We start from the raw sequence: 20,340 nt of genomic DNA, 5'->3' as shown, positions 1-20,340 counted from the left end.
GCGGTGAGCGGGAATTGTGCGGACGGGCACCGGGGCGGGGCGGTGGGCGCGTTGCTGGAGATCGCCTGCGACGAGTCGGGGTCGGACGGTGAGAACCTCACCGGCGGGAACACGGACGTGTTCGCGCACGCCGGCGTCTCGCTGTCCGTGGCGTCGGCCGCGGCGACGGTCGGGGAGATCCGGAACCGGATCCGGTCACCGGCCGAGGAGTACAAGGCGAACCACCTGCTGCGGGAGAAGCACCGCGCGGTGCTGGAGTGGCTGCTCGCGCCGCAGGGCCCGATCCACGGGCAGGCTCGGGTGCACCTCATGGAGAAGACGTACTTCGTGGTGGACCGGACCCTCGGTCTGCTGCTGGACGACGCGGCCGGGGCGGCCGTCCTGTTCCGCGCGGGACGCGAGGTCTTCGGGGAGGACGGCTGGCGGGCCTTCCTGGAGGCGGCCAACCAGCTGCTGCGGGTCCGCCACGACGGGGACCCGGTGGACGCCTTCTACGCCACCGTCGGCACCCTGCTCCGGGCGCGTCCGCGGACGGACGCGGCACGGATCCTGGAGCGGCTCGCCGCGACCCGGCCCCGCGCGGTGGCGTACCGGGACGGGTTCCTGACCGGGCCGCCCCTGATCCCGCTGCTCAACCCGCTGCTCCCGGCGATCGTGCGGACGGCCGCGCTCTGGAGCGGGAGCGGGCGGCCGGTCCACCTCGTGCACGACCGGCAGAACATGCTGACGCCGGAGCGCATCGCCTGGATCGAGGGCACGGCCCGGCGGGCCGGGATCGGCCTGGCCGGGCTGCGGCTCGTCGTCGCGCGGGACGACGCGCGGGTGCAGGTGGCGGACTTCCTGGCCGGGATCGCCCGCAAGATCGCCTCCGACGAGCTGAACGGCCGCGGGGACCCGGCGCTCACCGCCCTGCTGCGGCCCTACGTCGATCCGGACTCGGTGTGGGGCGACGCGCGCAGCGGGGCCCTGCTCGCGGCCCCGGTCGCCGGGTGAGGCCGAAGAGATCACCGGTGCGCTGAACACGGCACGGCTCCGCCCCGTATGGGATGAAGGGCACTCAACTCAAGGAGGGCCCTGCGGTGTTCGCACCGTGATGTTCTGGTTCGGGAGCCATGCATGAGGCACGCACGACGACGGGTCGTCCGGCGAGTGACACGGCTGGCGGCCGTCGGCGGACTCCTCCTCGGAGGAGCGATGGTCACCACCGCCGTGGCGAGCGAGCCGTCGGCCCCGGTCATCGGCGTCCCGTTCACCGCGCCGCCGGCGACGGGCGAGGGCACCGACCTCGTGTCCCGGCTCGGGAACACGCGCACGGCGGGCAGCTGGATCGACTCGTCCGGGCGGCCGGTCGTCGCGGTGACCGACGAGAAGGCGGCGGCCGAGGTGAAGCGCGCCGGGGCGCGGGCCAAGATGGTCAGTCACAGTATGAGCGACCTCAAGTCCGCCGCGGCGACGCTGCGTTCGGCCCCCAGGGTTGCCGGAACCTCGTGGGCTCTGGACTACAAGAGCAACCAGGTGGTGGTGCGCGGTGACAGCACCGTCTCCGCCTCCGACTGGTCCCGGATGACCGACGTCGCCGAGGGCATCGGCTCCTTCGTGCGGATGGAGCGCACCGAGGGCACGTTCACGACACGCATCAACGGCGCGCAGCCCATCCTGTCGACCGCCGGACGCTGTTCGGCAGGGTTCAACGTGACCGACGGCAAGAGCGACTTCATCCTCACGGCGGGGCACTGCGGGCCCGACGGTTCCGTCTGGTTCGCCGACGACCGGGGCCGGCAGCAGGTCGGCACGTCGCTCCGGGGGAGCTTCCCGGGCGACGACTACTCCCTGGTGAAGTACGACGGCGGCCGTGCGGGCAAGGGCGCGGACGTGGTGGCGGTCGGTGACGGCAAGGGCGTGCGGATCACGGGCGTCGCCGACGCGGAGGTCGGGCAGAAGATTTTCCGCAGCGGCAGCACCAGCGGACTGCGCGAGGGAGAGGTGACGGCGCTCAACGCCACGGTCAACTACCCCGAGGGCACGGTCACCGGTCTCATCGAGACGAACGTGTGCGCCGAACCCGGTGACAGCGGAGGCCCGATGTTCGCCGACGGCATCGCGATCGGCCTGACGTCGGGCGGCAGCGGGGACTGCAAGGCGGGCGGTACGACGTTCTTCCAGCCGGTGACGAAGGCGCTGAGCGAGCTGGGCGTCAAGCTGATCGTGGCCAAGTCGTCCGGTGGCACGGGCGCCGCACCCGCGCCGTCGGCCTCGCCGGGTGCGGCCTCGCCCGGTTCGTCGGCGCCGATCACGGGCACGGACGTGTCGACGCTGCTGACCCGCCTCACCGACCCGCGCAATGTCGGCCCGGGCATGCTCGTCATCGCGGGCAGCCTCGTGGCGCTGGTGGCGACCCGGTGGATCCGCGCGGAGCAGGACCGCAGGGCGTACCGGCAGTACTACTCGGCCACGTGGGGATGAGGCAGGCGGCGGGGCGTCGCCGTCAGCCCAGCGTGAGCAGCACGGTCGCGATCCCCGCTCCGAGCAGCCCCACCGCCTGACGGCGGCTGATCCGCTCGTGCAGCAGGGCGAGGCCCAGTACCACGGGGAGGGCGGGGTACAGGGAGGCCAGGACCACGGCGACGGCCATCAACGGCCGCTGGGCGGCGAGGGGGCGCCTGCCTGCTCGAGCGAAGCCGAGAGCTCGGGGGACGACGATGCCGTAGACGGCGGCCGAGGAAAGTGCGAGAAGGGCACCCGTTGGATCAGGGGTGCCCTTCGACGAGGGTCCGATGCGTCAGCGTGCGCCGGGACGAAGGTCAGGCCGCGGGAGCCGGCTGCGGGGCCGCTGCGGCCCACTCCAGGACGAGCCGCTGGTACTCCTCGCGCTGCTCGACGCTCAGTGTCCCGCCCGACCGGCGCCACAGCGCGCGGATCTCCTCGTTGACCTCGTCAGCCGATCGCTCGGATGATGGTTCAACAGTGGTGGACATACTGTGAAGCATACGTCGCCGGACGTGAAGACGATGTGAGTAATCACGAGCTAAACGGTCATTTCGGACAGTGTTACTGATCACGTCCATCTCCCGGTAAACGTGAGGCTGTTCACATCAGCCGCCTGTGAGTACCTTTCGGCACCGGGAAGTTCGCCGTCGTTCACGCTTCGGCCGACCCCAGCACCAGCACCTTGATGGCCAACACGGCCGCGCCGCGGGCCCAGTCGTGGAAGTCGGACACCTTCGTCTCCAGGCCGACCGGAGCGGCCAGCGGGTGCCGGTGTTCGCGGATCGTCTCCTCGACCGTCTTCCCGGCCACGTCCATCAGCCCGACCCCCTCCCCCGCGAGCAGGATCTTCTGCGGCATCACGAAGTTGGAGATCTGCGCGACCAGCGCGCCCAGGGCGCGCGCCGCCTCCTCGACGACCCGGGCGGACATCGGGTCCCCCGCGGCGGCCAGGGCGAGGATCTCCTCGTAGGTGTGGTCGCCGCCGGTGGCGGCCCGGACCTGGTAGCGGATGCTGGGGATGGTCAGCAGCGAGACGGCGCTGCCGCGCCTGCCGTCCGGGGTGAGCGGACCGCTGGAGTCGACGATCCAGTGCCGCCCGAAGCCGCGGTCCTCCTCCGCGAAGGGCACCCGCTTGCCGCCCAGGACGAGCCCGTAGCCGATACCGGCACCGATGGTGAGGACGACGAAGCGGTCCAGGCCGCGCCCGGCGCCGAACCAGGTCTCGGCCTCGACCAGGGCGGCGACGTCGTTCTCGACGACCACCGGCAGCCCCGTGCGCTCCTCGACCAGGTCGGCCAGGGGGACGTCCCGCCACAGCAGGAAGGGGGATTCGCCGACCACGGCACGGTCCTGGACGAATCCGCCGACCCCGATGCCGATGCCGGCGAGACGGGGGTGCCTCTTGGCCAGTTCGGCGGTCATCCCGGCCAGCACGTCGGCGACTTCGGCGGGGTCGTGGGTGGTGAGCGGGCGGTCGTGGCGGGCGACGATGTGGCTGCGCAGGGTGGTGACGACGCCGTAGACCATGTCCTCGGTGATCTTGAAGCCGAGGAAGAAGCCCGAGTCGGCGACGACGTCCAGCGGCTGGGAGGGGCGGCCCTGGCGCGACTCCGCGGGCGCATCGGCTTCGGGCACCTCGACGAGCAGGCCCGACTCGATCAGCGGCTTGGTCAGCCGGGTGAGACTGCCGGCCGACAGACCCAGCCTGCGGGCGAGTTCCGTGCGCGAGAGCGGGCCGTGGACGAGCACGTCGATCGCCACGGAGCGCTCCCCCGCGCTCAGCGGCAGCCAGCCGGCGGTGCCTTCGGTCATGAAGGTCCGACCCCCTCACCCATTTTTTTCACACCGAAACCAACATGACCACTCTAAGTCGATGTCGGTTCCTGGGAAAAGTTGTTTGCAGGCCTCTTGACGCAGCAATTGTTTCGCACCAAAAGTAAGTCCCGCCAGAGGACGAGCCGCCGCAGCGAGGGAGTCTCCCGATGACCATCGCCTCCAGCAGTCCTCCCTCACGTCTGCCCACGGGCGGCGCGGCGGAGGCCCCCAGCAGGACCCGGACGCGACAGGGGGTGTCCGGTGAGGACCGGGGGGACGGGCGGCTGGCCGCGCTCTTCATCACGCCGGCCCTGCTCGGCTTCCTGGTCTTCCTGCTCTGGCCGACCCTGCGGGGCATCTACCTGAGCTTCACCCGCTTCAACCTGCTGACGCCGGCGGAGTGGGTGGGTCTGGACAACTACGTCCGCATGGTCAACGACCCCATCTTCTGGGACTCGTTGTGGGTCACCGTCGAGTACGTCGTCATCAACATCGGCGTCCAGACGGTCGCGGCGCTCGCCATCGCCGTCCTGCTCCAGCGGCTGACGCAGTCGTCGATGCTGCGCGGGATCGTGCTGACGCCGTATCTGATGTCGAACGTCGTCGCCGGTCTCGTCTGGCTGTGGATCCTCGACACCCAGCTCGGCATCGGCAACGAGATCATCAGCGGCCTCGGCGTGGACCGTATCCCGTTCCTCGCCGACGAGACCTGGGCGATCCCGACGATCGCGCTCATCAACGTGTGGCGGCACGTCGGGTACACGGCCCTGCTGCTCTTCGCGGGTCTCCAGGCGATCCCGAACGACATGTACGAGGCGGCCCGGGTGGACGGGGCGAGCGAGTGGCGGATGTTCTGGCGGATCACCATGCCGCTGCTGCGTCCGGTGCTCGCGGTCGTGCTGATCATGACGGTGATCGGATCGTTCCAGGTGTTCGACACCGTCGCCGTCACCACCGCGGGCGGTCCGGCGAACGCCACCAACGTCCTGCAGTTCTACATCTACGGCTCGGCCTTCGGCCGCTTCCAGTTCGGCTACGCCTCGGCCATGTCCGTCGCCCTGCTGGTCGTGCTGAGCGCGATCACCATCCTCCAGTACCGGCTCACCCGGGCCGGCCGGACCGACCTCGGCTGACGGAAGGGGGACACCGCCATGGCTGCCGTGACGACCACCACGACCGTACGACCGGTGCGGCGCAGGTTCTCCTGGGGGCGGGCCGCCGGCTGGACCGCGATGGGGCTGATCGTCCTCATCACCCTGCTGCCGTTCTACTGGATCCTGCGCACCGCGCTCTCCACCAACGCGGGCCTGAGCGCCGACCCGACCAACCCGCTGCCGGTGGACCTCACCACGAGCGGCTTCGAACGAGCCCTGGGGATGCAGTCGGCCGAGGAGGCCGTCAGTCAGGGCGGAGCCGGCGGCGGCCTCGACTTCTGGCGCTACCTGCTCAACTCGGTGCTGGTCTCGACCCTCATCACCGGCTGTCAGATCTTCTTCTCGGCGATGGCCGCGTACGCCTTCTCGCGACTGCGCTGGCGGGGGCGGGACAAGGTGTTCGGCCTGTTCCTCGCCGGGATGATGGTGCCGGCCATCTTCACCCTGCTGCCGAACTTCGTGCTCATCAAGCAGCTGCACCTGATCGACACGCTCCTCGGCATCGCGCTGCCCACCATGTTCATGACCCCGTTCGCGGTGTTCTTCCTGCGGCAGTTCTTCATGAACATCCCCAAGGAGGTCGAGGAGGCCGCGCTGCTCGACGGCGCCGGGAAGATCAAGATCTTCTTCCGGGTGGTGCTGCCGATGGCGTCCACGCCGATCATCACGCTGGCCGTGCTGACGTACATCACCTCCTGGAACGACTACTTCTGGCCGCTGATGGTCTCCTACAGCGACAGCTCGCGTGTGCTGACCGTGGCGCTGGCGGTCTTCCGGGCGCAGACCCCGGCGACCGGCGTCGACTGGTCCGGGCTCATGGCCGCGACGCTGATCGCCGCGCTGCCGATGCTGGTGCTGTTCGCCTGCTTCGCCCGCCGCATCGTCAGCTCCATCGGCTTCACCGGGATCAAGTAAGGGGACTGTGATGCGAATTCGTACGCTCGTCGCGGCGACCGGAGCGCTGGCGCTGTCCCTGGTCAGCGGATGCGCGCAGTCCGGCGCCGCCGGATCCTCCGCGAACACCGTCACGTACTGGCTGTGGGACGCCAACCAGCTGCCCGCCTACCAGGCCTGTGCCAAAGGGTTCGAGAAGGAGAACCCCGGACTGAAGGTGAAGATCACGCAGTTGGGCTGGAGCGACTACTGGACCAAGCTCACCGCCGGGTTCATCGCGGGCACCCAGCCGGACGTGTTCACCGACCACATCCAGAACTTCGGCCAGTTCGCCGATCTGAAGGTCCTCGAACCGCTCGACAACCTCGGCATCGAGGACGCGGACTACCAGCCGGGCCTCGCCGCCAACTGGATCGGCAAGGACGGCCACCGCTACGGCGCCCCGAAGGACTGGGACACGGTCGCGCTCTTCTACAACTCCAAGATGACCGCGGAAGCCGGACTCGGCGCCGAACAGCTCAACAGCCTGGCCTGGAACCCGAAGGACGGCGGCACTTTCGAGAAGGCCATCGCCCACCTCACGATCGACAGGAACGGCAAGCGGGGCGACGAACCGGGCTTCGACAGGAACAACGTCAAGGTCTACGGCATGGCCAGCAACGGCGGCGGCTTCGGCGACGGCCAGACCCAGTGGAGCAACTTCGCCGCCTCCGCCGGCTGGAGCTACCTCGACAAGCCGCGCTGGGGCACGAAGTACCAGTACGACAGCAAGACCTTCCAGTCCGTCATCCGGTGGTACTTCGGCCTGGCGAAGAAGGGCTACATGCCACCGCTGTCCGACTACAACGTCCAGTCCAACCAGGCGAACACCCAGGTGGCGGCGGGCAAGGCGGCCACCGCGTTCGACGGGGCCTGGATGATCTCCACCTACGCGGGCTTCAAGGGCAAGGACATCAAGACCGCCCTGACGCCGGTCGGCCCGACCGGCAAGCGCGCCACCATGATGAACGGCCTCGCCGACTCCGTCACGAAGGCCTCCAAGAACAAGGCGGGCGCCAAGAAGTGGGTGGCGTATCTGGCCTCGGACAAGTGCCAGACCGTCGTCGGCAGGTACGGCGTCGTCTTCCCCGCCACGCCGGCCGGGACCGAGGCCGCCGTCGCCGCGTACCGGAAGAAGGGCATCGACGTCTCGTCGTTCACCGAACCGGTGGCCGACAAGAAGCACTCCCGGACCTTCTCGTACCCGATCGCCAGCTACTCGGCGGACATGACCGCGCTCATGCAGCCCGCGATGGAAGACATCTACGGCAACGGCAAGCCCGTGAGCAGCCTCGATCAGACCAACGACCAGATCAACCTCATCCTCTCCCAGTGAAGGGCACGCGCTCCATGACGTTCTCCATCGGCATCGTCGGCGCCGGACAGTTCTCGGGCCAGTTCGCCACCCTGTTCCAGGCCCACCCCGGTGTCAGCGACGTCTACGTCACCGACCTGCTGCCCGAGAGGGCCGCCCAACTCGCCTCCGCCCAGGGTCTGGCGGGCACCTTCCCGTCCTACCAGGCCATGCTGGAGTCGGAGGACATCGACGCCGTCGCGATCTTCACCCAGCGCTGGACGCACGGCCCGCTGGTGCTCCAGGGCCTGAACGCCGGCAAGCACGTGTACTCCGCCGTCCCCATGGCGATCAGCGCGGAGGAGATCGCGGCGATCATCGACGCGGTCAAGGCCACCGGGCTGACCTACATGATGGGCGAGACCAGTGAGTACAACCCGGCCACGGTCCACGCCCGCAACCAGATCGCCGAGGGCGCCTTCGGGCGGCTCTTCTACGCCGAGGGCGACTACGTCCACGACATGGACCTGGGCTTCTACGAGGCCTACCAGTACAGCGGCGGCGAGAACTGGAAGGCGACCGCCAGCTATCCCCCGCTGCTGTACCCGACGCACGCGATCGGCGGCGTGCTGGGCGCCTGGCGGACGCACGCCGTGAGCGTGTCGGCGATCGGTGTCGCCGACGACCGGGGCGACGGCGTCTTCGACAAGGACGTCAGCCAGTTCGGCAACGACGTCTCCAACGCCACCGCGCTGTTCGAGGTGGCGGGCGGCGGCTCGTTCCGTACGAACGAGTTCCGGCGGGTCGGCTACCCCTCGCACATACGGGAGTCGCGCTTCCGCTTCTTCGGTACCGAGGCCAGCATGGAGCAGCTCGCCACGGTCGCCCTGTGGCAGGACAAGCAGGGGGTGAAGGACATCAGCGAACTGCTGGAGCCCAAGCCCACGATGGCGCCCGACGACCCCTCGCTCCAGCACATCGCGCCGGAGCTGCGGGCCGCTTTCACCTCCGGGTCGGCGCCCGTGCACGACCGCGCGCGACTGCCGAGGGAGTTCGACCACCTCCACAACGGCCACGAGGGCAGCCACCACTTCCTGGTGGACGACTTCGTGACCGCCGTCAACGACCGCACACTGCCGTCGGTGAACGCCTGGGTGGCCGCCCGCTACACCCTGCCGGGCATCGTCGCGCACGAGTCGGCGCGGCAGGGCGGGGTCAGGCTGGAGATCCCGGACTTCGGGGACGCGCCCCAGTAGGGAACGCCGGGTGCGAGCCGGGTGCCCGGTATCAGGTGCCCGGCTTGCGGCCGTACACGAAGACGTCGTCACCCTTCTTCAGCAGCGACCAGTACTTCTTGGCGTCGGTCTTGGTCATGTTGACGCAGCCGCGCGAGCCCGGCGGGTTCCACATGCTGACGTTCGCCTGGTGGAAGGCCTGGCCGCCGTCGAAGAACTGGGCGTAGGGCATCGGCACGTCGTAGATGGACGAGACGTGGTCGATGTTGCGCCAGTAGATCTTCTTCAGGCCGGTGCGGGTCTCGTCGCCGTTACGGCCGGTGCGGACCGGGACGGGTCCGTAGACGAGCTTCTTGCCGTCCTGGATCCAGCTCAGCTGGAGCGTCAGGTTCACACAGGCGATCCGGCCCTTGTTCACCGGGCACTTGCCGTCCTTGTTGGGGTTCGACCCGACGGCCTTCTGCTTCTGCATCAGGTCCATCACGCCCCAGGTGACGGAACCGGCGTAGCCGATGTTCGGTGAGATGCCGTGCTTGGTCTGGAAGGCGCGGATGGCCTTGCAGTCGGCGGCCGACTGCTTGCCGTCGACCGGAAGGCCGAGGAACTTCTCGACCTTCTTCTGGTACGGGCCGGCCTGCGTGGTGCAGCTCGCGGCCTGCGCCGGTGCGGCGCCGAGAGCGAGCGTGAGCGGTGCCACCAGACCGGTGATCCCCAGTGCGACGGCGCTCCGTCTGCGTACGTCCCCCATGGCTGGTCATGCCCTTTCGCGAAAGCGGTGTGCGATGTCTGCCAGCTAGACGGCCGGTGACGGCTTCCGGTTGTGCGGTCGGCGGGGCTGCGACGGAACAGTGACATTCCCCGCGGACCGGCCAGGGCGGGTGCGAGACCGCATACAGGCGAAACCGACTATGTAAGTTGCACATGTAGGTATACGACGTAAGCTTATGGATATGAGGTAGTTCTTCCCCACATCGCACGGAGCACGTGATGATCGAAACGTCCTCACCCACAGCAGCGGAACGCCGTCCGAGGCACGACCCGGCGACCAGCACGGTCGGGCTCGTGGCGGCGTCCGCCGCGGCGCGGAAATCGCCTCGGGTGATCGTGCTCGTGCCCGCTTACAGGGAGGTGGATTCACTCCCCCACGTACTGGAGGCGCTGCGGAGGCAGACGCGTCCCGCGGACCGCGTCATCGTGACGCTCGATCCGCATCGGGAGAGCGACCGGACCGCGCAGCTGGAACGGATCGCCCACGCGGCCGGGGCCGAGGTCTGGCATTCGGTCGGCAACCGGCACAAGAAGGCCGGCAACCTGAACGGGGCACTGAGCAGACTGCTGCCGGACCTCTCCGACCAGGACGGCATCCTCGTCCAGGACGCCGACACCTGTCTGGATCCTCACTTCATCGAGGTGACCCGCAGGAAGATGGACCAGGGATACGGCGCTGTCGGCGGGACCTTCCGCGGTCGCTCCGGCGGCAGACTGTGCGGGGCTTTCCAGCGCAACGAGTTCGCCCGGTACGCCCGGGACACGGCACGGAAGCAGGGCAAGGTCCTGTGCCTGACCGGCACCGCGTGCCTTTTCCGGGCCGGAGCCCTCAAAGACGTCCTGGAGGCGCGGAAATCGGGCCGGCTCCCTGCGGCCGAAGGCGTCTACGACACGAAGGCGCTGACCGAGGACAACGAACTCACGCTGGCCCTGAAGCACCTCCACCACCGCATCGTCGCCCCGACGCGGGCCACGATGACCACGGAAGTCATGGAGACCTGGAGAGCCCTCGCCAAACAGCGGCTTCGCTGGAAGCGCGGCGCACTGGAGAACCTGATCGACTACGGCGTCACCCGGTACACCGCTGAAGGCTGGGCCAGACAGGTCGTGGCCTTTCTCGGAGTATCCGTGTCGACCGCCTACATAGGTTTCGTCATCTGGTACCTCGCCGTCGGCGCGGGGCTGAGGATCGCTCCGTTCTGGATCGCCTTCACGGCGTTCTACGCCATCGAGCGGGCGATCACCGTGAAATCGCGCGGCTGGCGTGTGTCGATCGCCTCGGTGCTGGTCCTGCCCGAATGGTGCTACGACCTGTTCCTCCAGGGCGTCCACCTCCGCGCGCTCGCGGACACGGCTCTGCGAAGGGACCGCACCTGGTGACACCCGCACGACGACTCGCACAACGGCTCACACATTGAAATGCAGGCGGAGAAAGGAAAAGATCATGGCGAACTATGTAGGCGCAGGCACCACAGCCGGAGGAACCACCGGGGCCGGGCTGCTGCCGGTCACAGGGGGCCCCGAAAGTGTCTGGTTCTGGATCGTCGTCTTCGTTCTGATCTCGGCGGGATGCGCAGCACTGCGGCTGATCCCGCGCAAGGTCGGGGACGACGCCTGACAAGGTCGCCCGGGCGGGGCCATGGGAGTGGCCCCTCCGCAATGCAGGAGGTCCGGAATGAGAAGGGTGATCCGCATTCTGAGTATCGGCCTGATTCTCGCCGGACTGGCCTTGGGCGGCCTCAGACTCTTCCACGACCGTCAGGCCGACGACGCCTACGACCATACGCAGCAGGCATTGCGCGAAGGCCTTCGACAGTCGGCCGCTCCACCGCGGAAAGCACCTGAGGACAAAGCCGATCCGCGCGCCGGCGAGGCCGTCGCCGTACTGCGCGTCCCCCGGTTCGGCCAGGAATTCGCCCCGGTGATCGTCGAGGGCGTCTCCCAGAAGGCCCTCGAAAAGGGCCCGGGGCACTTCCCGGAGACGGCGCTGCCGGGCGAGACGGGCAACTTCGCGGTCGCGGGTCATCGGACGGGGTGGGGAGAGCCCTTCAACCGGCTCCCCGAGCTGAGGAAGGGCGACACGATCGACGTCGAGTGGAAGCGGACGACCTACACCTACCGGGTCACCCACAGCAAGGTCGTGGAGCCCTCGGACGTCGGCGTTCTCCTTCCCGTTCCCGGCAAGCCGGGAGCCCGGCCCGACAAGGCCCGGATCACCCTCATCACGTGTACGGACCGCGGCTGGGACGGCACGTACGTCCACCGGTTCGTCGTGTGGGGCGAACGGGAGCGGCCGTGACGGCACGCGACATCTCCGCGGAGGAGGCAGGTGACGATGGACGGCGCGGGACCGGGCGACGACGAGGGACGCCCCGGCAGGCTCAGTCGCGAGAGGGTCCTCGCCGCGGCCCTGGACCTCGTCGACCGTGAAGGCCTTGCGGCCCTGACCATGCGCAGGCTGGGAGCCGAGCTCGGTGTGGAGGCCATGTCCCTGTACCGCTACGCGCCGGGCAAGACCGCGCTGCTGGACGGCGTGGTGGAGGCCCTGTTCCTGCAACTGGAGGACCGGCTCGCCCGGACCCCCGCCCCGGACACGGCGGCCGACGCAGCGAGCCCCGCGTGGCGGGCCGAACTGCATCGCATCGCCCGGATCACCTATCAGGTCTGTCTCGACCACCCCGAGGGTGCGCCCCTGATCTTCACACGTTTCACCGAGGTGCCGCTGGCGCGCAGGGCGCCGGCGGTCCTCAGGGATCACGAAAGGGTGCTCGGCGCGCTCTGGGACGCCGGCTTGGAGGAGACCCGTTCCGCCCCGGTCCTGCGTGCCTTCACCGCCTGGGTCCTCGGGTACGTGGCCGTGGAACTGCGGGCCGTGGTGGACGACCCCCGGGAACCCGACCCCGCGTTCCGGCTCGGGCTGTACCGCATGCCGTCGGGGGAGCTGCCGAGGCTCCGCGCGACCGCACCCGCCTTCGCCGAGCGGGGCGGTCCGGAGGGCCTGGCGGCCGGGCTGGACGCGCTGCTGGACCGCTTCGTCGAGAGCGACCCGTGACGAACCCGCGGCGCGTCCGCGTCACCGGTATCCGGTGACGTCCGCGGGCTTGCCCGCGTCCTGGACCTCGACGACGTAACGCCAGGCGTCCGGGCGGCTGCCGTCGAGGTCCGTGAAGCCGTACACCTGGGCGAGTCCGCCGCTGGAGAGGGACTGTCCGTTCCAGCGCGCCACGTCCCGGTCGGCGGCCAGTGCGGCCACCGCCCGGCCCACGTAGTGCGGGGTCTCCGAGATGGCGAAGTGCGGGACGCGTTCCAGTGCGTCGCGCCAGTTCTCCTCGCTCACCCCGTAGACGTCCAGCATGATCTCCGAGCGCAGCCAGCCCGGGGTGAGGGCGACGGCGGTGGCGCCGCGCGGGCCGAGTTCGTGGCCGAGGGAGAAGGCCATGCGCAGCACGGAGGTCTTGGCGAGGTCGTAGAAGAAGCTGTTGCGGTAGTTCTCGGCGTTGTATTCGGCGGTGCCGTCGGTGACCTCGACGACCAGGCCTTCGGGGTTGCGCAGCAGCAGGGGGAGGGCGTGGTGGCTGGTGACGGCGTGCGTCTCGATCGCGAGCCGGAGCAGACGCAGGCCGTTGTCGAGGTCGTGCTCCCAGAGCGGGGTGTCCCACTCGAAGAGCTTCTCGCCGCCCCAGATGTCGTTGACGAGGACGTCGAGGCGGCCCTGCTCGTCGGCGATCCTGTCCACGAGCGCCTTGACCTGCGCCCGGTCCAGGTGGTCGGTGGGGACGGGGACACCCCGGCCGCCGGCGGCGGTGACCAGGTCGGCGGTGTCCTCGATGGTCTCGGGCCGGTCGTACTCCGAGCGGCGGGCGCGGGTGGTGCGGCCGGTGACGTAGACCGTGGCTCCGGCCGCGCCGAGTTCGACGGCGATCCCCCGCCCGGCGCCCCGGGTCGCACCGGCGACCAGTGCGACCTTGCCCTGCAACGGAGCTGACATGTCCGACCTCCTGTGACCGTGGCTGCTTGTCGTCTCCAGGGTGGCGGGTAAGCCGGACATCTTCTGTCGCCTTTTACGGGCGGCTCGCGATCAGTGGCCCCGGGCGATCCATTCCTCCAGGTGCGGGGCCTCCGCGCCGATGGTGGTGGAGTCGCCGTGGCCGGTGCGGACCGTCGTGCCGGGGGGCAGGGTGAGCAGCCGGTCGCGGATCGAGTCGATGATCGTCGGGAAGTGCGAGAAGGAGCGGCCGGTTGCGCCGGGGCCGCCCTGGAAGAGGGTGTCGCCGGTGAAGACGGTGCCGAGCCCCGGGTCGTAGAGGCAGACGGCGCCGGGCGCGTGCCCCGGGGTGTGCAGGACCCTGAGGTCGGCACCCCCGGCCTCGATCGTCTGGCCGTCGACCAGCCAGGCGTCCGGCTCGCGGTCCGGGTGGGTCTGCTTCCACAGCGGCAGGTCGTCGTGGTGCAGCCAGATGGTGGCGCCGGTGCGCTCGGCGAGGGCGGGGGCGGCGTCGATGTGGTCGTTGTGGGCGTGCGTGCACACGATGGCCGTGAGCCTGCGGTCCCCGACGGCCTCGGCGATGGCGTCGGCGTCGTGGGCGGCGTCGATGACGATCGCCTCGTGGTCGTCGCCGACGATCCACACGTTGTTGTCGACGTCCCAGGTGCCGCCGTCGAGGCTGAACTGCCCGGAGGTGACGAGGTGTTCGATGCGGGCCGCCATCACAGCACCACCACCGAGCGCAGCACGTCGCCATGGTGCATCCGCTCGAACGCCTTCTCCACCTCGTCGAGCTGGATGGTCTCGGTCACGAACGCGCCGAGGTCCAGACGCCCCTGCAGATGCAGGTCGATCAGCATGGGGAAGTCGCGGGAGGGCAGGCAGTCGCCGTACCAGCTCGACTTCAGTGCGCCGCCGCGGCCGAAGACGTCGAGCAGCGGCAGGTCGAGCTTCATCTCGGGGGTGGGGACACCGACGAGGACGACCGTGCCGGCGAGGTCCCGGGCGTAGAAGGCCTGCTTGTACGTCTCCGGGCGGCCGACGGCCTCGATGACGACGTCGGCGCCGAAGCCGCCGGTGAGCTCACGGATGGCCTCGACCGGGTCGCTCTGGCGGGAGTTGACGGTGTGGGTGGCGCCCATGGAGCGCGCGGTCTCCAGTTTTCGGTCGTCGATGTCGACGGCGATGATCGTCGCCGCTCCGGCCAGGTGCGATCCGGCGATGGCCGCGTCGCCGACACCGCCGCAGCCGATCACGGCGACCGAGTCGCCCCGGCCGACGTTCCCGGTGTTGATCGCGGCGCCGATGCCGGCCATCACCCCGCAGCCCAGCAGCCCGGCCACCTGCGGGGCGACGCTCGGGTCGACCTTGGTGCACTGCCCGGCCGCGACCAGCGTCTTCTCCGCGAAGGCGCCGATGCCGAGGGCCGGGGACAGCTCCTGGCCGGTCGAGGCCAGGGTCATCTTCTGCCGCGCGTTGTGGGTGTCGAAGCAGTACCAGGGCCGCCCGCGCAGACAGGCCCGGCACTTCCCGCACACCGCGCGCCAGTTGAGGATCACGAAGTCACCGGGCTCGACGTCGGTGACGCCGGGGCCGACCGCCTCGACCACGCCGGCGGCCTCGTGGCCCAGCAGGAACGGGAACTCGTCGTTGATGCCGCCCTGCTTGTAGTGCAGGTCGGTGTGGCACACCCCGCAGGCCTGGACCCGCACCACCGCCTCGCCCGGGCCGGGGTCGGGCACCAGGACCGTCTCGATCCGCACCGGCTCGTCCTTGCCGGGGGCGATCACGCCGCGTACTTCCTGGGCCATGGTGCTGACTCCTTCGTCGGCCGGGGTCCGTTCCTTTCCGACCCTACGCGCGACTGATCGGTAAGGGACGCGGATCGGCCACGCCCCTCCGCCGGAAAGGGCGGAAAGGGCAGGCCGGGCGGGTCGGGGGCGACGTAGCCTGAACGCTCCGCCGACGCCTAGGGAGCGCCGTGAGCATCGCAGAGACCGGGACGGCCGCACCCGCGTGGCGGCAGCTCCTCGGATACGTACGGCCGCACCGCTGGTCCCTGTTCGCGGGGGCGCTGCTCTCGCTGGTCACCGGGGCGACCGGACTGCTGCTGCCGCTGGTGGCGCGGGAGCTGATCGACGACCTGTCGCACGAGCGGGCCATCACCGGCGCCCTGCTGGCGATGTCGGCCCTGGTCGTGGCCAACGCGGCGGTGGGCGCGCTGGGTTCGTACGTGCTGACCCGCACCGCCGAGTCGGTGGTGCTCGGCGCGCGGCGCGCCCTGTCGTCGTATCTGCTGCGGCTGCGGATCACGGCCGTGGACCGCAGCGAACCCGGGGACCTGATGGCCCGCATCACCTCCGACACCACCCTGTTGCGCGCGGTCACCACCGATTCGCTGGTCGGCCTGGGCACGGGCGGGCTCACGCTCCTGGCCACGGTGGTGATGATGGGCCTGGTGGACGCCGTGCTGCTGGGCGTCACCCTGGCGGTGATCCTGGGCGCGGGCGTCGTCCTCGGGGTGATCGTGCCGCGCATCAACAAGGCGAGCCGGCAGGCGCAGGACGCGGTGGGCGTCATGGGTGCCTCGCTGGAGCGGATCCTCGGCGCCCTGCGCACCGTGAAGGCGTCCGGCGCGGAGCACCGCGAGGAACGGACGCTGCACGAGGCGGCGCAGGAGTCGTGGCGGCAGAGCGTGCGGGCCGCCAAGTGGTCGGCCGCCGCCGGCAACACCGCGGGGCTGTCCATGCAGGTCGCCTTCATCACGGTGCTCGCGGTGGGCGGCGCGCGGGTCGCGACCGGCGCGGTCGACGTGGGCACGCTGGTGGCGTTCCTGCTGTACGTCTTCTACCTGATGTCCCCGATACAGCAGGTCGTCGGCGCCATCACGCAGTACCAGACGGGCGCCGCGGCCCTCACCCGCATCGAGGAGGCGCTGCGCCTGCCCGCCGAGCCGGCCGCCGACGCCGCGCCCCTGCCCGTCCCCGGCGCCCCGCCCGCCGCCCTCGCCTTCGACGACGTCCGCTTCCGCTACGCCGACGACCTGCCCTACGTCCACCACGGCGTGACGTTCACGGTGCCCGCGCAGGGCATGACGGCGTTCGTCGGCCCGTCCGGCGCCGGCAAGACCACCGTCTTCTCGCTGATCGAGCGGTTCTACGACCCCGAGTCCGGCATGATCACCCTGGACGGGCGGGACCTGAACGACTGGGAGCTGCCCCGGCTGCGTGCCGCGATCGGCTACGTGGAGCAGGACGCACCGGTCCTGTCGGGCTCCCTGCGGGACAACCTGCTGCTGGGCAATCCCGAGGCGGACGAGGACGCCCTGACGCGGGTGCTCAAGACGACCCGGCTCGACGGTCTGGTCGCCCGGCTGCCCGGCGGCCTCGAGACGCTGGTCGGGCACCGCGGCACCAAGCTGTCCGGCGGTGAGCGCCAGCGGGTCGCCATCGCCCGCGCGCTGCTGCGCCGGCCGCGGCTGCTGCTGCTCGACGAGGCGACCTCGCAGCTGGACGCGGTGAACGAGGCGGCCTTGCGCGACACCGTCGCTGACGTGGCCCGTACGACCACGGTCCTCGTGGTGGCGCACCGGCTGTCGACGGTGACGATGGCCGACCGGATCGTGGTGATGGACGCGGGCCGGGTCCGGGCCGTCGGCACGCACCGAGAGCTCGTGACGGCCGATCCGCTCTACGCGGAGCTGGCGGCGACGCAGTTCCTCGCCACGGCGGACTGATTCCGGGCACGGATGAGGGCCGCCCGGAGCCGGGCGGCCCTTCCGCACACACGCGGTCGGCGAATGTTCCGCACGAAGCCGAAGAGCGGGCTGAGCGGGCTCTTCGCTTCCGCGTCGGCCGCGTTCGCCATCGGAGCGGCGAGGCCGGTGAACGGCGGGGGCGATACGTCGTGTTGAGATCATGCCTGCCGCACCGCGGGCGGGCTTCCGGCGTACCCGTGCGGGCGGTGCCGCCCACCCGTCAGGCCCAGTGCCCCGGCTGCGCTTGCCGAGCCCGCCGGGCGGGAGGACGCTCATCAGGAGAGGCCTTTCGCGGCCCGCTCCCGCCGGGTCGCGGCCCTTCGAAGGGAGTCGTCATGGGAACAGCGGCAGAACCCGCCTTCGACCGAGAGACGCTGCGCCGGGGCCTGGAAGGGCAGACACCGGACATCCTGCTCTCGCTGTACGCCGACGATGCGGAGCTGCGCATCGTGGACCGTACGACCCAGCCGAGCCACCCCAAGGTCCTGCACGGCCGCGACGAGATCGGCCGGATGCTGGAGGACGTCTACAGCCGCGACATGTCGCACAAGCTGGAGCGGTGTGTGATCGAGGGTGACGAAGCCGCCTACAGCGAGAGCTGCGAGTACGCGGACGGGGTGCGCGTACTGTCCGAGTCCATGATCGCGCTGCGCGGCGGCAAGATCGCCGAGCAGACGCTGGTCCAGGCCTGGGACGAGTAACGGGAGCCGCGCCGGGCTCCGTCAGGGTGCGGCCGGGCCGGAGCAGTTCACCCGCCAGGAGTGGATCATGCATCCTGCTGCGGCACCCGGTCGATGGCGTCACCTTCGCCTCCTTCGCCACCATGAGTTCCGGGCTGCCCGGGTTCGGGTCGTGCACGCCCGGCGCGGGACCTGTCGGCGGCCGTGATGGCCATCGTGTGATCAGCGCATCCAGGCGCTGTACGACATGACGTCGCCCTCCTCGACGCCGAACGCGGGCTCCGGCTCGGTGAGGGTGCTCTCCAGCCCGAGGACGACGCCGGTGGCCGGGTCCATGATCAGCATGCGGCGGACGCCGCCGCTGTCGTTCACATAGGCCTGGCCGTGCCGGCCCATCCGGTCGGTCACCCGGCCGACCGGCCTCAGTCCCTCCGCGCCGGCCAGCAGCCGGGCGAGCGCGGCGCTCTCCCGGGCGCCGAGGGTCCAGTGGTCCAGCAGCGTGGCCACGGCATCCAGCAGTTCGGGAGTGGTCAGCGGCGCGTCGGTGAACTGAGACTCCATCAGGTAGGCGCGCAGCCGGGCCGGGTCACGGGGCGGCGGCGACTGAGGCGGCGCGTCGCTCCAGCTCGGCGGGTAAGCCCGGTCGACGAGGACGTGGCCGTCGTCGACGAGGTGCGGCTCGCCTCCCTCGTCCGAGAGGACCGGGCGGCCCGGATGCCTCGGGTCCGTGGCCACGACGAGTTCGGTGTGGCTGGCGTCGGCCCGCCAGCGCACGATGCGCTCCTGGGGCAGGGTGATCGGGGGCCTGTCGTCGGACATGCCCAGGCTCCAGGACTGCACGTGCGTGCCCTTGCGCAGGCGGGGCGCACCGGCGGTCCCGGCGGCGGCTGACGCCCGCTCGGCCAGACGGGCCAGGGACACGGGAGTGGAGCCGGTCTCGACCACCAGCGGTCGGGGGGCGGCGACCGCGGGTGGGGTGCTGGGTCCGCTCAGCACGAGGGTGAGGGTCACAGCGGCAACGACGGCCGTGGCGACCAGGCCCCAGGCCAGCCGGAGCCGGCCGGACCCTGGCAGCAGGCGCTCCCGCGGACGGCCGGGAAACGGGCCCTGCCCCGTCCGCGGACGGCCGGGGAACGGACTCGGTCGGCCCTGCAGTCGGCCGGGGAACCGACCTTGTCGACGCCGCCGACGGCCGGAGAGCAGACCCGGTCGGCCTCGCTGACGGCCCGCCGGCCGGTCGCCCTGGTCCCGCAGCAGTTGCTCGAGCCGGCGCTCGGCGTTGTGGTCCAGGGGACCGTCACCGAAGTGGGGACCGTGGGGCGGTACCGGGTCGGCGCCGCGCAGAAGTTCGAGTTCGTCAGCCATGGCCGTGCTCCTTCGGGGCGGTCATGCAGGGGTGCCCGGCGAGCGGGGGCTCGGGACGCATGCGGTCGATCTCGGCTCTGAGGCGGCGCCGGGCCCGGTGCAGCCGCATGGACGCGGCCCGGCTGCCGCAGCCGAGGACGACGGCGACCTCGTCGATGCCCAGTTCCTCCCAGGCCGTCAGCCGGAGCACCTCCTGGTCGGCCGCGGAGAGCCGGGCGAGTGCCTCGTGCACCCAGCCGCCGGGCGTGTCGGCCTCGGGGCCCGCCGCGATGTGCCGTCCGTGCGCGGTGTCGTCGTTGCCGAGCCGGTCGACGAGCCGGCGGCGGCGTCCGTGGCCGCGTACCGCGTTGGCCAGGCAGTTGCGTGCCACGCCGTACAGCCAGGGCAGCGCGGCGGCCGGGAGGTCGGCCCGGCGCCGCCAGGCGACCGTGAACACCTCCGCCACCACTTCCTCCACGTCGCCGGCCCGCCCGTCCAGTCGCCGGGCGACATAACGGCTGACCGCCCAGTAGTGCTCGCGGTAGGCAGCGGCGAAGTTCTCGTCGTTGCTCATGTCCCGTTCTTGTCCGGCAGCTTCCCGATCGTCACACCCGTTTTCGTGATGCTCGTCGCGTCAGTGAAGTGTGACGTCCGGGCGGGGCGCGGACACAGGCGGGGCATGAGGCACCTCAAGTGGCTGACGACCACGGATCACAAGACGATCGGCACGCTGTACCTGGCGACGTCGTTCGCGTTCTTCGTCATCGGTGGCGTGATGGCGCTGTTCATGCGTGCCGAGCTCGCCCGGCCTGGTCTGCAGATCATGTCGAACGAGCAGTTCAACCAGGCGTTCACGATGCACGGCACGATCATGCTGCTGATGTTCGC

General features: G+C 70.4%; 22 protein-coding genes. 13 read left to right on the top strand and 9 right to left on the bottom strand.

Features of this window, described 5'->3' with window-relative positions; translation table 11 throughout:
• Positions 1-3 precede the first annotated feature (3 nt).
• On the top strand, positions 4-993 hold the full coding sequence (locus tag HNR57_RS24950) for a hypothetical protein (protein ID WP_184563062.1): 990 nt from the start codon (positions 4-6) through the stop codon (positions 991-993).
• Positions 994-1,116: 123 nt separating this feature from the next.
• The gene (locus HNR57_RS24945) at positions 1,117-2,463 is read left to right on the top strand and encodes a S1 family peptidase (RefSeq protein ID WP_184563060.1); all 1,347 of its coding nucleotides are present in this window, start codon (positions 1,117-1,119) and stop codon (positions 2,461-2,463) included.
• Between the two features lie 22 nt (positions 2,464-2,485).
• On the opposite strand, the gene HNR57_RS24940 is transcribed toward HNR57_RS24945, so the two are convergent.
• The 3 genes from HNR57_RS24940 to HNR57_RS24930 all read right to left on the bottom strand — a co-directional run bounded on the left by HNR57_RS24940 (position 2,486) and on the right by HNR57_RS24930 (position 4,299).
• Positions 2,486-2,632, bottom strand: a complete 147-nt coding sequence (locus tag HNR57_RS24940; RefSeq protein ID WP_246554925.1) for a hypothetical protein — start codon at positions 2,630-2,632, stop codon at positions 2,486-2,488.
• A gap of 169 nt (positions 2,633-2,801) precedes the next feature.
• A complete protein-coding gene (locus tag HNR57_RS24935) occupies positions 2,802-2,987 on the bottom strand; it encodes a hypothetical protein (RefSeq protein ID WP_184563058.1) in 186 nt (61 codons plus the stop codon).
• A gap of 151 nt (positions 2,988-3,138) precedes the next feature.
• Positions 3,139-4,299 carry an ROK family transcriptional regulator gene (locus HNR57_RS24930; RefSeq protein WP_184563056.1) on the bottom strand — a complete coding sequence of 387 codons (1,161 nt, stop codon included), beginning with the start codon at positions 4,297-4,299 and terminating at the stop codon, positions 3,139-3,141.
• Between the two features lie 170 nt (positions 4,300-4,469).
• Here HNR57_RS24930 and HNR57_RS24925 point away from each other — a divergent pair, with 170 nt between their 5' ends.
• From HNR57_RS24925 to HNR57_RS24910, 4 genes are read left to right on the top strand one after another with little or no spacing between them, the layout of a single operon-like run.
• Positions 4,470-5,435, top strand: coding sequence for a carbohydrate ABC transporter permease (locus HNR57_RS24925; RefSeq protein WP_184563054.1), 966 nt, complete (start codon positions 4,470-4,472; stop codon positions 5,433-5,435).
• An 18-nt stretch (positions 5,436-5,453) separates the two neighbouring features.
• Positions 5,454-6,371 carry a carbohydrate ABC transporter permease gene (locus HNR57_RS24920; RefSeq protein WP_184563052.1) on the top strand — a complete coding sequence of 306 codons (918 nt, stop codon included), beginning with the start codon at positions 5,454-5,456 and terminating at the stop codon, positions 6,369-6,371.
• Between the two features lie 10 nt (positions 6,372-6,381).
• A complete protein-coding gene (locus HNR57_RS24915) occupies positions 6,382-7,725 on the top strand; it encodes an ABC transporter substrate-binding protein (RefSeq protein WP_184563050.1) in 1,344 nt (447 codons plus the stop codon).
• Positions 7,726-7,739: 14 nt separating this feature from the next.
• On the top strand, positions 7,740-8,939 hold the full coding sequence (locus HNR57_RS24910; RefSeq protein WP_184563695.1) for a Gfo/Idh/MocA family protein: 1,200 nt from the start codon (positions 7,740-7,742) through the stop codon (positions 8,937-8,939).
• Between the two features lie 31 nt (positions 8,940-8,970).
• Here HNR57_RS24910 and HNR57_RS24905 read toward each other — a convergent pair whose 3' ends face one another.
• Entirely contained in the window at positions 8,971-9,666 is a 696-nt protein-coding gene (locus tag HNR57_RS24905) for a L,D-transpeptidase family protein (protein WP_184563048.1), read from the bottom strand.
• 239 nt (positions 9,667-9,905) lie between these two features.
• Here HNR57_RS24905 and HNR57_RS24900 point away from each other — a divergent pair, with 239 nt between their 5' ends.
• The 4 genes from HNR57_RS24900 to HNR57_RS24885 all read left to right on the top strand — a co-directional run bounded on the left by HNR57_RS24900 (position 9,906) and on the right by HNR57_RS24885 (position 12,738).
• The gene (locus HNR57_RS24900; RefSeq protein ID WP_184563046.1) at positions 9,906-11,066 is read left to right on the top strand and encodes a glycosyltransferase family 2 protein; all 1,161 of its coding nucleotides are present in this window, start codon (positions 9,906-9,908) and stop codon (positions 11,064-11,066) included.
• A gap of 64 nt (positions 11,067-11,130) precedes the next feature.
• Entirely contained in the window at positions 11,131-11,304 is a 174-nt protein-coding gene (locus tag HNR57_RS24895; RefSeq protein ID WP_184563044.1) for a hypothetical protein, read from the top strand.
• 66 nt (positions 11,305-11,370) lie between these two features.
• A complete protein-coding gene (locus tag HNR57_RS24890) occupies positions 11,371-11,985 on the top strand; it encodes a class E sortase (protein WP_221342996.1) in 615 nt (204 codons plus the stop codon).
• 36 nt (positions 11,986-12,021) lie between these two features.
• Positions 12,022-12,738 carry a TetR/AcrR family transcriptional regulator gene (locus HNR57_RS24885; protein ID WP_184563040.1) on the top strand — a complete coding sequence of 239 codons (717 nt, stop codon included), beginning with the start codon at positions 12,022-12,024 and terminating at the stop codon, positions 12,736-12,738.
• Between the two features lie 21 nt (positions 12,739-12,759).
• On the opposite strand, the gene HNR57_RS24880 is transcribed toward HNR57_RS24885, so the two are convergent.
• From HNR57_RS24880 to HNR57_RS24870, 3 genes are all read right to left on the bottom strand, one after another.
• Positions 12,760-13,674 (bottom strand): SDR family oxidoreductase, encoded by a 915-nt coding sequence (locus HNR57_RS24880; RefSeq protein WP_184563038.1) that lies wholly within the window; start codon positions 13,672-13,674, stop codon positions 12,760-12,762.
• Between the two features lie 90 nt (positions 13,675-13,764).
• Entirely contained in the window at positions 13,765-14,394 is a 630-nt protein-coding gene (locus HNR57_RS24875; protein WP_184563036.1) for an MBL fold metallo-hydrolase, read from the bottom strand.
• Positions 14,394-15,482 (bottom strand): S-(hydroxymethyl)mycothiol dehydrogenase, encoded by a 1,089-nt coding sequence (locus HNR57_RS24870; protein WP_184563034.1) that lies wholly within the window; start codon positions 15,480-15,482, stop codon positions 14,394-14,396. Before HNR57_RS24870 ends, HNR57_RS24875 begins: the two co-directional genes overlap by 1 nt.
• Positions 15,483-15,652: 170 nt before the next feature.
• On the opposite strand from HNR57_RS24870, the gene HNR57_RS24865 reads away from it, so the two are divergent.
• Positions 15,653-17,407: an ABC transporter ATP-binding protein gene (locus tag HNR57_RS24865; protein ID WP_184563032.1), complete on the top strand. Its 1,755-nt coding sequence runs from the start codon at positions 15,653-15,655 to the stop codon at positions 17,405-17,407.
• Positions 17,408-17,763: 356 nt separating this feature from the next.
• Positions 17,764-18,129, top strand: coding sequence for a nuclear transport factor 2 family protein (locus HNR57_RS24860; protein WP_184563030.1), 366 nt, complete (start codon positions 17,764-17,766; stop codon positions 18,127-18,129).
• A 201-nt stretch (positions 18,130-18,330) separates the two neighbouring features.
• Here the strand turns inward: HNR57_RS24860 and HNR57_RS24855 are convergent, their stop codons facing one another.
• Both HNR57_RS24855 and HNR57_RS24850 read right to left on the bottom strand, forming a co-directional pair.
• Positions 18,331-19,473 carry a CU044_5270 family protein gene (locus tag HNR57_RS24855; protein WP_246554921.1) on the bottom strand — a complete coding sequence of 381 codons (1,143 nt, stop codon included), beginning with the start codon at positions 19,471-19,473 and terminating at the stop codon, positions 18,331-18,333.
• Positions 19,466-20,026 carry an RNA polymerase sigma factor gene (locus HNR57_RS24850; protein ID WP_184563028.1) on the bottom strand — a complete coding sequence of 187 codons (561 nt, stop codon included), beginning with the start codon at positions 20,024-20,026 and terminating at the stop codon, positions 19,466-19,468. The genes HNR57_RS24855 and HNR57_RS24850 overlap by 8 nt, the downstream gene beginning before the upstream one ends.
• Before the next feature lie 105 nt (positions 20,027-20,131).
• Between HNR57_RS24850 and HNR57_RS24845 the strand changes: the two genes are divergently transcribed.
• On the top strand, positions 20,132-20,340 hold a 209-nt coding region (locus HNR57_RS24845), incomplete at its 3' end, for a cbb3-type cytochrome c oxidase subunit I (protein WP_184563026.1).

The sequence above is a fragment of the Streptomyces paradoxus genome (assembly GCF_014202475.1).
GTDB lineage: Bacteria > Actinomycetota > Actinomycetes > Streptomycetales > Streptomycetaceae > Streptomyces > Streptomyces paradoxus.
Note: the sequence above shows the minus strand (reverse complement) of the source record. Positions and strands in the feature narration are given on the sequence as shown.